This window comes from Clostridia bacterium, assembly GCA_026414765.1.
Classification (GTDB): domain Bacteria; phylum Bacillota; class Clostridia; order Acetivibrionales; family DSM-27016; genus SKW86.
In genome coordinates, this window is the sequence record JAOAIJ010000009.1 from 176,148 (window position 1) to 188,311 (window position 12,164).

The 12,164-nt window shown below is 41.0% G+C and carries 8 protein-coding genes; 3 read left to right on the forward strand and 5 right to left on the reverse strand.

What is annotated here, in order from left to right; all coding sequences use genetic code 11:
* Positions 1-122 precede the first annotated feature (122 nt).
* The 5 genes from N3I35_01810 to N3I35_01830 form a co-directional block, all read right to left on the reverse strand.
* Positions 123-1,766, reverse strand: coding sequence for a methyl-accepting chemotaxis protein (locus tag N3I35_01810; protein ID MCX8128817.1), 1,644 nt, complete (start codon positions 1,764-1,766; stop codon positions 123-125).
* 35 nt (positions 1,767-1,801) lie between these two features.
* Positions 1,802-2,269, reverse strand: coding sequence for a chemotaxis protein CheW (locus N3I35_01815; protein MCX8128818.1), 468 nt, complete (start codon positions 2,267-2,269; stop codon positions 1,802-1,804).
* 94 nt (positions 2,270-2,363) lie between these two features.
* Positions 2,364-3,404, reverse strand: a complete 1,041-nt coding sequence (locus N3I35_01820; GenBank protein ID MCX8128819.1) for a chemotaxis response regulator protein-glutamate methylesterase — start codon at positions 3,402-3,404, stop codon at positions 2,364-2,366.
* A 21-nt stretch (positions 3,405-3,425) separates the two neighbouring features.
* A complete protein-coding gene (locus N3I35_01825; protein ID MCX8128820.1) occupies positions 3,426-5,954 on the reverse strand; it encodes a chemotaxis protein CheA in 2,529 nt (842 codons plus the stop codon).
* 22 nt (positions 5,955-5,976) lie between these two features.
* The gene (locus N3I35_01830; GenBank protein MCX8128821.1) at positions 5,977-6,792 is read right to left on the reverse strand and encodes a methyltransferase; all 816 of its coding nucleotides are present in this window, start codon (positions 6,790-6,792) and stop codon (positions 5,977-5,979) included.
* Positions 6,793-7,484: 692 nt separating this feature from the next.
* Here N3I35_01830 and N3I35_01835 point away from each other — a divergent pair.
* The 3 genes from N3I35_01835 to N3I35_01845 all read left to right on the forward strand — a co-directional run bounded on the left by N3I35_01835 (position 7,485) and on the right by N3I35_01845 (position 12,026).
* Positions 7,485-7,925 (forward strand): MarR family transcriptional regulator, encoded by a 441-nt coding sequence (locus N3I35_01835; protein MCX8128822.1) that lies wholly within the window; start codon positions 7,485-7,487, stop codon positions 7,923-7,925.
* Positions 7,926-8,112: 187 nt separating this feature from the next.
* Positions 8,113-9,840, forward strand: coding sequence for an ABC transporter ATP-binding protein/permease (locus N3I35_01840; GenBank protein ID MCX8128823.1), 1,728 nt, complete (start codon positions 8,113-8,115; stop codon positions 9,838-9,840).
* Complete coding sequence (locus N3I35_01845) at positions 9,837-12,026, forward strand: ABC transporter ATP-binding protein/permease (GenBank protein MCX8128824.1); 2,190 nt, start codon at positions 9,837-9,839, stop codon at positions 12,024-12,026. The genes N3I35_01840 and N3I35_01845 overlap by 4 nt, the downstream gene beginning before the upstream one ends.
* The last annotated feature ends 138 nt before the right edge of the window (positions 12,027-12,164 follow it).

A 12,164-nucleotide genomic window follows, 5' to 3' on the forward strand; every position in this document is an offset into this window, starting at 1 on the left:
CATTAAAAGTAAATGCTACTATAATGATTCTACTAGAGGGCCCTTTGTTTGTCTATGACAAAAACTACAGACATTTTTAAAGAAGATAGGTAAATCTTCGTACCTATTTTGCATATGCTCGTTTAGAATTCGTCATCCTCTTCCAGAGGAATCACTTCCTGTGGCGACACATTATGTTGTGTTTTAGTAAATTGCTTTACAGGTGTCTGTTGCATTTTATGGACATTCTTTTCATGTAGATGAGTACTTGTAAATTTTTTTCCATGATTGTTCATTAAGCTTTCCGTGACTTTTCTACCACTATAACCGCCAAATCCACTATCTGCGCTCCTGCCTTTTACCATGGTGTTCATTTCAAAAACGACATGTTCCAGTTCTTCCGCCTGTGATTGAAGTTCTTCAGCTGCTGCCGCACTTTCCTCGGCTGTAGCCGCATTGTGCTGTATCACCTTTTCCATTTGTGAAATGGCTATATTGACTTGGTGTATCCCTCTGAACTGCTCTTCACTGGCAGCTGTGATTTCTCCTACAATACTATTCACATTTTGCGACTTCTGGTTGATTTCTTCCAGTGCCTTCAACACCTCAGCACTGACATCCACACCTTGCCTGGACAGCTCTATATTTCTCTCAATGATTTCTGCAGTATCTTTAGCAGCCTGGGCACTTCTCTGAGCCAGATTCCTGACTTCTTCTGCCACCACTGCAAATCCCATTCCTGCTTCTCCCGCCCTTGCAGCTTCTACTGCGGCATTTAAAGCAAGAATATTGGTCTGGAACGCGATATCGTCAATTACTTTTATGATTTTTGCAATCTTATCGCTTGATTTCTTAAGCTCCTCCATGGACACTATCATATTGTTCATTTTGGAAAAACCTATACCGGCAGCACCCTTGGCTTGTTCCGACAAATCTGCTGCCTGCCTGGTGCTTTCAGTATTCTGGCTGACCATGGATGAAGTCTCGTTCATTGTCGCCGAGGTTTCTTCTACCGATGCTGCCTGCTCATTGCTGCCTTCCGCCAGCTGCTGGCTTGCCGCAGCAAGCTGTCCGGCAGCTGAGGCAACCATCTTGGAGGATTGGGACAGTCTTTCGGTCAGGTTTGAAAGTACTCTGTTGATATTTCTGGAAACACCTAAGCCCAGGAGCAAAGCAAGTATTATCGCAGCTATGGACAGTACTACCATTACAATTATTGTGTTGCTGGCTTCTTTACCAAATTCACCCCGTTTCTCCGCTCCTGTTTTATCCATTATGCCATATATTTCGTCTATAAGCCTGTTCGCCTCAATAGCCGAGTTCCTCCATGCACCATTGTACATGTTCTGGAATGCAACATCCCTTTTGTCATCATCAATATATTTAATCATTTTGTCACTTTCAGCGTAATAAATATCTATCTGTCTCAGCAGATCCTTAACTGCACCCTCCACAGGCTGATTTTTTACCGCCTGCTCAAAACGCTTAAGTCCATTTTCAATATTCTTTTTACATTCCTCAATAGCTCTCTTGTTATTCTCTGTAAGAATGGGATCATCATTGATATAAATATCCCTTATGTAGTTTCTTATTCTCTGGTATTCCTTGGATATGTATCCCATATCAGCCAAAGCATGTCCATAATTATCATATAGTTCCTTATATCCTGTATTGATATTGCCAAGGTTAATAGTTCCAATGCCTCCTATAAAGCCTGCAATCACAGATACTAAAATAAAACTGAGTAAAAGCCTGACACTGATTTTTTGTTCAAAAAACCATCTCATAACCTGCAACTCCTCCCACATTGATTTTTTTGTCTTCAGATTTTATTGATTGCCTTGATTTCATTGGTAGTCAGAATCTTGTCCGTATCCAGTAGCATGATTACCTTATCCTTCACCTTCCCTATACCTGTAAGAATCTCCTGTTCAGCACCATCGCCGCAAGCCGGCGGAGCCTCGATATTCTCTTCGGCTATAGCCAGCACTTCACACACACTGTCTACTACAAGTCCATTTACACGTTTACCGTTTTCACTTTCCATTTCAACTACGATGATACAGGTTCTGTCACTATACACAGAGCCAGGTATGGAAAATTTGATTCTTAAGTCAATCACGGGAATTATCTTCCCGCGGAGATTGATGACTCCCTTTACAAACTCAGGCATTCGCGGCACATGAGTAATGGTCATCATACCGATGATCTCCTTAACTCTCAAGATATGTATCCCATAAATCTCGTTTTCCAGAACAAAGGAAAGATACTTATTCTGTTGAATCGCCATTCTTATCACCTCTTTCTCCTGAATTAATAGTATATAAAGTGTGTTGAAGAACTTTATACGTCATACACTTTGCATACATATGCTTTGCACAGGCTCAGACATTTTTCAGAATCTCGTCTACTATCCTTTCCAAAGCTACAGTCTTACAAACAGCTCCGGCATCGATAGCCTCCTTGGGCATTCCAAACACTACACAACTCTTTTCATCCTGTGCGATGGTATAGGCACCTTCATTTTTCATTTCCAGCAGCCCCAGCGCACCATCCCTCCCCATCCCTGTCATAATGACTCCGACAGCATTCCGTCCGGCATACCTGGCAACGGACCTGAAGAGAATTTCTACAGACGGCCTTTGATGATGCACCATAGGCCCATCGGATATATGTACGTAATATATCGCACCATTCCTCCTCAGCTCCATGTGTAGATTTCCCGGAGCAATCAATACCTTTCCCGGTGACAGGACTTCCTTGTCCTCCGCTTCCTTTACATGAATGGTGCATACCTCGTCCAATCTCTTAGCAAAGGATTTTGTAAAAAAGGGAGGCATATGCTGCACAATGACTACCGGAGGCGTATTTGCAGGCATTTGCTCCAGCACAGTACGTAATGCTTCTGTTCCACCTGTTGAAGCACCGATGGCAATAATCTTGTTTGTTGTCCTAATCAGGGAGGCTTTCCTGTTTTTACTATCCGCTTTTTCCAGCAGCCTGTCTCCGGTTTTTGACAATTTCCACTGTGGAACTTTTGCTACAGCCTTTATCCTTTCAATCAACTGCTCTGTCATATCCCCCACCGAATAGGCTGCAGCCGGCTTGGCCATTACATCCAAAGCACCGTATTCAATCGCTTTTAATGCAACTTCTCCCCCGTCTTCTGCCAGAGAACTCACTACAATAACTCTACAGGGGTAATGATGCATCAGTTTTTTAAGAAAGGTCAGCCCGTCCATTCTAGGCATTTCAATGTCAAGGAGTATAACATCCGGTTTCAGTTCCACAATCTTATCCCTGGCAAAATACGGGTCCGGCACTGCAGCAATCACTTCAATCTCTTTATCCCTGGAAAGCTCACTTGTAAGCATTTTTCTTACCATAGCCGAATCATCTACAACCAGTACCTTTATTCTGTTAATGCCAATCACTCTCCCGTATTATCATAGTCCTGCTTTCTTAAACATATCTTCTACATCCAGAATCAGCGAAACCACCCCATCACCTAATATAGAGGCGCCTGACGCATAGTCTATGGAGTTGAACTCCGTTCCCAGAGGCTTTGATACTATTTCCTGTCTGACTATAATCCTATCTACCGGAAACGCTAGAAGCTTTTGTTCCAGCTCTACTATGACCAACTCACACCGCTCCTTTCCTGCCTTACTTATTTCTTCACCGAAGAATACCTCCGGCTGCAGTACAGGAATAACATGCTCCCTGAGCCTAACCGCTTTTGCTTTTCCCTGCATGATAACCCATTGCTTTTCATCAACTATAAAAAATTCTTTTATAAACAGAGTAGGGACAATATATCTCCCGCCGCACACCTCGACGATGGTTCCATTCACAACTGCGAGGTTCATTGGAATTCTGATTGTAAAGGTACACCCGTTTCCTGGACAGTTTTGGATTTCTACCCTTCCCCCTACTTTCTTTATTTCCTCTTCTACAACATTCATACCCACGCCACGCCCTGAGATACTGTTGATTTTTTCCTGTGTAGAAAAGCCCGGCAAAAAAATGAACCGGATAATTTCTTCTTCGCTGTATTCCTCGTGTGTCTTAGTCATTCCTAAAGCCTGAGCCTTTTTTAAAATTTTGCTGGTGTCAAGTCCCCTGCCATCATCCGATACCTCAACGTAAACATTCCCTCTTTTGCTATATGCCCTGATTGTAATCTGCCCTTCCGGCTTTTTCCCTTTCTCAAGCCGTTCCTGTTCTTCCTCGATTCCGTGGGAGACCGCATTTCTTACCAGATGCATCAGCGGATCAAAGATTTTCTCAGCCGCACTTCGGTCGATCTCAGTATCCTCACCTTCAATGGATACTACAACACCCTTTTGTAGTTCTGCGGCTGTATCTCTGGCTATTCTTGTCAGTCGATGCAGTGTCGATTTTACTTCTACCATTCTTAACGACATTGATAATGCCTGAATTCCTTTTATTATTTTCGCTGTACGGGATAATATAGTCTGGGATCCCAAATCATAACTGCCGGTTTCCGAAGTCCTCTGCTCTAACTGAGAATTAAGAATAAGAAGTTCACCCAGCATATCCATCAGGTTGTCAACTTTCCCGACAGGTATACGGATAAACCCACTTTCAGCTTTTATAGCCGTATTTTCCTTCTTCTCAGTCACCTGACCCTGCTCTTTCAACGCCTGCAGCATGTCATATGCATTAACCTTATTCTCTTTGACAGCCACCTGTCCAAATCTCAATTCCTGCTGACTCTCTCTCTGCTTATTAAGGATATCTTCAATATCCTTATCACTCACCAGACCCTTTCTTAGAAGAATATCGCCTATCCGCCGGTTTGGAGCTTCACACCTTGACTTGAGCATCAAAAGGTGCTCATCAAGCTTAGCTTGATAGTCACTATCCTCAAGCATTCCTGAAGTTTTAAAGCTTATTTCCAAACCCTTGCATACATAAGCCAACATTTCCATATCTTCTTCAGTAAGCTGCTGATTGTCTTCCAAAGCCGCGTTCAATGCCTTGACGAGTTCGGAAGCGGCTTTCTTTACAAATGAACATTCTTCAGGGAGGTCACTGGCAGCGATTCTTTCAAAATGCCCGATAATACTCCCGATAATTCGTCTGTGCGTCTCCCTGCTGCCGCAGTCCAGAATATGTACACCTATATCACTGAGGATTTTCAGTATTTCCTCCTCTTTTTCTTTCCTTTCCAGTTCACTTCTGACCTCATAAGGACTGATCTGTTGAAGGCTTACATCTATGACTTCTGCTATATTCCTGATCCCTGAGGCAATACTGTCAGCCTCTTTTTCCGTCAGCAATAGCAGCTCTATCTTATTCCATTCAAAATTGCAGGTATCATTCCTGAATTCTTCCTCAGACGGACGTTCCGGCTTCGAAAACACAATAGAACCATATCCGTCCAACTCTTCAAAAACCAGCCATGCCCGGACAGTTTTCATCATACAGTCGGGATCTATAGTGACGGTAATCTTGCAAACGGTAAAGCCCCTCCTGCAGTTTTCTTCAATTATCTGCAGCAATTCAGAATACTCCCTGCTTAAAGCATCATAGGTTTCAGTCTCGATGGCTTCCTTCCCCACATCGCCTTCTTTGCCGCCTTTTAGCTGCTCCAGCTTATTTTGCAGGATATCTGTATTGAGTCTTACATCCGACTCTGCATTGGAAATAATCTCGATACAATCCTCCAGGAAATCATGGCAGGCAAACAGTATCCTGATGATATCCTCTGTCAATTCCCTATCGCCGTTCCGTACCTCCTGCAATATGTCTTCCATGGTATGCATCACTTTCTCTATTTTCATGAAATTCATCGCAGCAGAGTTGCCTTTCATGGTATGAGCCACCCTGAAGATACTATTTATTACACTTGCATCAGCGCCAGAATTCTGTATCTTGATCAATGCATCGTTTAATATTAAAAGGCTGTCTTTCATATCCTCCATATACCCGGATAGCATCTCTTTCATACTGACTCATCCTCCATAGAACTCATATTGGCTTTTTCATATAGATTGAGGGCTTGTAACTTAGAAAATCATGTTTTTTATTGATAAGGCTCTCAGAATGCCCAAGCAGCAGCAATCCACCAGGAACAAGCACCTTATGGAATATATCTATCAGCTTCTGTTGCATGTTTTGATCAAAATAAATCATTACGTTGCGGCAAAATACGATATCAAACCCGTGCCTGAAGCCATGTTCACCCATTAGGTTAAATATCCTGTACTTTATCGTGTTTAGAATGACATCCTTTACCCTGAAGTTTTCACCATCCTTAATGAAATACTTGTTAAGATACACTTGCGGTATACCCTCGCATTCGGTTTGCGAGTAAACGCCGGAAGCTGCCTTGGTCAATACCTTTGTACTGATGTCAGTTGCCAGAATCTTTATATCCATTCCCTCTTCCAGGAGCTCTTTTAACACCATTGCGATAGTAACAGGTTCTTGTCCAGTTGAGCAGCCCGCGCTCCATATACGCAATTCATTTTTGCGATTGATTCTGGGATTCTTTTGAAGGATATAAGAGAAATTATTTTTCAAATATTCGAAGTGATCGTTTTCGCGAAAAAATTCCGTAGTATTTGTTGTCATAATATTGATAAATTCTTGAATCTCATTTGCATCCCGCTGCTCTATTAACAAATCCAGGTGCTTTTCAGGATTTTCTACCTGCCTCTTTCTCAGAAGCTTGAAAATTTTTGTCTGGATCAGGTGTTCTTTATGATTATCCAGCGATATCCCGGTCTTTTCCCTTAATATATCTATATATTCCCTACATATATCATCGCTCAGTTTATGCACGGTATCCCTCCATATGCTGAATTTGATGGAATAATGTTATGAAACAGCATTAATCAGAAGAAACGAAAGATAACCCTGATGTTTTTTTGTGATGCTCCAAGCTCATATGTCTTTCTTGGAGCTGCTTGTCATTATTTCGATTTTTACCACGTATTAAGGGAAAATAAACACAGTTTTATTTTAAGAGCAAATTATACGCTTTATGTAAAGTAATAAATCAAGATACATAGATACGTAAAATCAGAAACGGCAGATAAAAAACCGTGAACGCAATAATAGATTTCTTAAACCTTCAAACCATTACAACTAATTATGGAAAATATCAAAATACAGTAACAAGAACATTAGAATCTGGAAAAACAAAAGATGTTAATTTATGAATTCACTTAAGAAATAAAAAGAACAACACACAATTTTTCAACTGTAAACTATTTTTATTATAAAGCAATGTTCTCTAAGAATCAATACTTTTATGACGTACTACACAGTCATGTATGCTGCCAATATCCTTCTACATGTAATTCTTATGAGTCACATTCCAGACAATCGTCAAGCTTATAGCAGTCAAATCAGATTAAGTAGAACTTGACAAGAGTCTATCTGCGCATTAAAATAATTCGTATGCGAATTATTTTAATGCGAAATATTTTAATGCTAAATGTTTGTACACGAAGTAGCTGAGGGGTGAGTTAATGGAGTCATTAAACAGAAGTATAGAGGTCGGAAGACTTTTCAGGGAAGTCATTTCCCTCATGCACCAAAAAATGGACAGAGTTTTTGAAAGCATGGGTATCACTGCACCTCAAGGGATGATTTTAAGCATCCTAATCAAAAAAGGAAAGATGAAAATAAGCGAACTGAGCGAACAAATTTTTCTGTCAAACAGTACTGTATCCGGGATAATAGACAGGCTTGAAAACCAGGGGATTGTTGAAAGAGAAAGAAGTATGGATGATAAGAGGGTAGTATACGTAAAACTATCACCCAAGGCTGATGAAATGCACAAGGACTTTCATCAGATAGTAGAAGCAAAATGGGAAAAATTAATTAAGAAAGGAACACAAGAGGATCTGGAAAAAATTTTGGAAGGGTTGAATACGCTCAAGCGGTTGCTAAGTGAACCAAAAAAATAATTTTGTGTGTTTGGTTTACAGCAAATTCGGCTGTCCCATGCTCAATTCGCAAGTTATGCGGGCACCTGAACATATAATGTAAATCAAAATCACAATTGATATAGATTTAATGATTAAAGAAATTGGATTTGTTATTTCCAATAGCAAAAGTGTACAAATATATATAGCATCCAGGAGATGATGATTAATGCTTCGATTGTATAAGTTTTTAAAACCATACTCAGCTTTAATAGCCGGGGTTTTGATATTGATTTTTTTGCAGACCCTTGCTGATTTATATTTACCGACCTTAATGTCTGATATTGTAAACAAAGGCATAATGATAGGCGATACAGGCTATATCTATAAAGTAGGGGGATTAATGCTGCTTATAGCAGCCGGCGGAACCATATGTGCAATTATTGCCAGCTTTTTGTCGTCAAAAGCTTCCATGGGCTTGGGCAAAATCCTCCGCAACAAGGTTTTCAACCGTGTGGAGAGCTATTCCCTGCACGAATTTGATAAACTTGGAACCTCTACACTTATTACAAGAACTACAAACGATATTACTCAAATCCAGATGGTTACCATAATGATTATGAGAATGATGATCAGTGCCCCAATGATGGCTATAGGCGGTATTATTCTGGCATTATCCAAGGACAGGACTCTGACCTGGGTACTCGCTGTAGCAATTCCTGTTTTAGGAGGTACTATAGCTTTAATTGCATCAAAAGGTATACCTCTGTTTAAGCAAATGCAGGTAAAGCTGGATAAAATCAACCTGGTTTTACGTGAAAACCTCACAGGAATCAGGGTTATCCGTGCATTCAACCGTGATGAACACGAAAAAGCCCGTTTTGAAGCTGCAAATGCAGATTTAACCGATAACTATATTAAAGTCAATAAAATAATGGCCTTTATGATGCCTTCCCTGATGATGGTTATGAACCTGACCACCATCTCCATATTATGGTTCGGTGGAATAAGGATTGACAATGGGGATATGGACCTGGGATCACTCCTTGCATTCATTCAATACGCAATGCAAATAATGTTTTCCATGCTTATGCTCTCAATGATGTTCATAATGGTTCCCCGCGCTCAGGCTGCCGCTATAAGGATTAATGAAGTCCTTGATACAGTTCCGGAAATCGAGGATCCAAAGCAGGTAAAGACAGCAGGTAAAGAAAAAGGTTATGTTGAATTCAGGAATGTTTCCTTCAGTTACCATGGTGCAGAAGAGCCTGCTTTGCAGAATATCTCTTTCAGCGCAAAACCCGGAGAAGTTACCGCGATTATCGGTGGAACAGGTTCAGGCAAATCAACGCTTATAAACCTCATTCCCCGCTTTTATGATGTAGACAGCGGAAGTGTTCTTGTTGACAATATGGATGTACGGGAAATGTCTCAGGAAGCACTTCGTGCAAAGATCGGTTTTATACCTCAGAAAGCAGTCCTGTTTTCAGGTACTGTAACCGAAAATATCAAATATGGTAATGACAATGCTACCAATGAAGAGGTAAAACACGCCGCCGAAATTGCTCAAGCTTTGGAGTTTATTTCCGGAATGAAGGAAGGGTTTGATACTGTAATAGCCCAGGGCGGTACAAATGTATCCGGAGGACAGAAGCAGCGGCTTTCCATCGCCCGGGCGCTTATAAGAAGACCGGAGATATATATTTTCGACGACAGCTTTTCAGCACTGGATTTTAAAACAGATGCCATGCTTCGTGCAGCACTTAAAAATGAAATTGCTGATGCTACAGTGCTGATTGTCGCTCAAAGGGTTGGAACAGTTATGGATGCAGACCGTATTATTGTTTTGGATGAAGGACGTATAGCGGGCATCGGTACCCATAGAGAGCTTTTAAATACCTGCGAGGTGTACCGTGAAATTGTATCCTCACAGTTGTCAGAGGAGGAATTAGCATGAGTGGAGTAGGTACAGAAAAAAGAACTGTTCAAAGGCCGAGAGGAGGTGCACACGGAGGAGGTCCTGGAGGTGCTCTTGGAATGCCCGTTGAGAAAGCTAAGAATTTCAAGGGAACACTCAAGAGATTGCTTGGTTACCTGAAACCTCATAAAGTAAACCTCATTGCTGTACTTATATTTGCAATTATTGGAATGGGTTTCACAGTTATATCACCCAAAATTACCGGTAAGGCTATGAACAAGCTGACAGATGGCATTTCTGCAAGGATGGTCTTAAAGGAGATTTCCGGCCAACAGAAGAAATTTCAGGAGCAGATAAAGCTGCAAATGCAAAAAGGTACTCAGTCACAACAGAATGCTAGCCAGCTGGACCCTGAAGCGTTGAAGGCTATTCAGGAAATGATGCAGCTGCCTTTACTGGATACAATCGAAGATCCCGAACAAAAGGCCGAAATATGCAAGAAACTGATGTCTTTAAGCAAAAAGCTGCCAAATGCCACTCAGGCTTCAGAAGGCCAGCAGAAAATGAACTATTCGGAAGAACAGATAGACAGAGTAATAAAAGCAATAGAAGAAACTGACGGCAAAGTGGATTATACGTATATCGGAAGAATACTTCTGATATTATTGGGTTTCTACTTATTGAGTTCAGCTTTCACTTTTATCATGCAGTATGTTATGTCTGGCGTCGCTCAAAAAACAGTATATAATATGCGTAAGGACGTAGACAACAAACTACCCAGATTGCCACTCAAGTATTTTGACTCAAAGACCCATGGAGAAATTTTAAGCCGCGTGACCAATGATATAGATACTATATCTCAGACGCTGCAGCAAAGTTTGACCCAGTTGATTACTTCCATTGTACAGATTCTTGGCTACATCATAATGATGCTGACCATAAGTCCGGTGCTGACACTAATAGTGCTTGCTACACTGCCGCTTTACATTTTCTCAACAGCTTTTGTTGCAAAAAAATCACAGAAATACTTCGCAGCACAGCAAAAAGAACTCGGACAGCTCAGCAGCCATGTTGAAGAAATGTATACCGGACACAAAATAGTAAAAGCCTTTGGTCATGAAAAAGATTCTATTGAAAAATTCAGCGGAATAAATGACAAACTGTATGAATCTGGCTGGAAAGCACAGTTCGTATCAGGTATAATGTTTCCTCTGATGAATTTTGTAAGCAATTTGGGGTATGTACTGATTTGTATTGTGGGCGGACTGTGGATGACCAAAAACAGACTTAATCTGGGAGACATCACAGCATTCATCCAATACTCAAGATCATTTACCATGCCTATAGTGCAGACTGCAAACATCGCAAATATCATTCAATCTACAATTGCATGTGCTGAAAGGGTTTTTGAAATACTTGACGAGCAGGAGGAAATCCCTGACAGTCCGGATGCCAAAGTAATAAAGCTGCCAAAGGGCGAGGTTGAGTTTAAAAATGTTAAATTCAGCTATAAGGAAACAGAGCCCCTTATAGAAAGCATGAACCTTGATGTAAAACAAGGCCATACCATTGCTATTGTAGGTCCTACTGGTGCGGGTAAAACTACTCTTGTAAATCTGTTGATGCGTTTTTACGAAATCAATGAGGGAAAAATTACAATTGACGGTATAGATATAAGAGATATCAAGCGAGGCGCTTTAAGGAGTATGTTCGGTATGGTGCTTCAGGATACATGGCTTTTTAACGGAACGATAAAAGATAATATTGCATATGGCCGTGAAGGTGCAACTATGGATGAAATTGTAAGGGCTGCCAAAGCAGCTCATGCAGACCACTTTATCAGAACACTGCCTGACGGTTACAATACAATATTAAATGAGGAAGCCACCAATATATCTCAAGGGCAAAAGCAGCTACTTACTATAGCACGTGCAATACTGGCTGACCCTGCTATCCTTATTCTTGATGAGGCTACCAGCAGCGTTGACACAAGGACGGAAGTTTTGATACAGAAAGCTATGGCAAACCTTATGAAGGACAGAACTAGCTTTGTAATTGCACACAGATTATCCACGATACGGGATGCTGAGATGATACTTGTTATGAATCATGGAAGTATTATAGAAATGGGTAATCACAAAGAGCTGCTGTCAAAGGGCGGTTTCTATGCGGATCTCTACAACAGCCAGTTTACAGGTGCCAATCTCGAAAATGAAGCTGTATAAATAATACAAATCTGAAGCAAAAACTCTATCTTAACGCGTTGTACCAGATAAATTCTGTTATTGAACTGGGTAATACAAGGGTTAAGTTAGCAGTTTTTGCTTTTTTTCTTCCGATATCAGGCCATCAGGGTTTAGCAG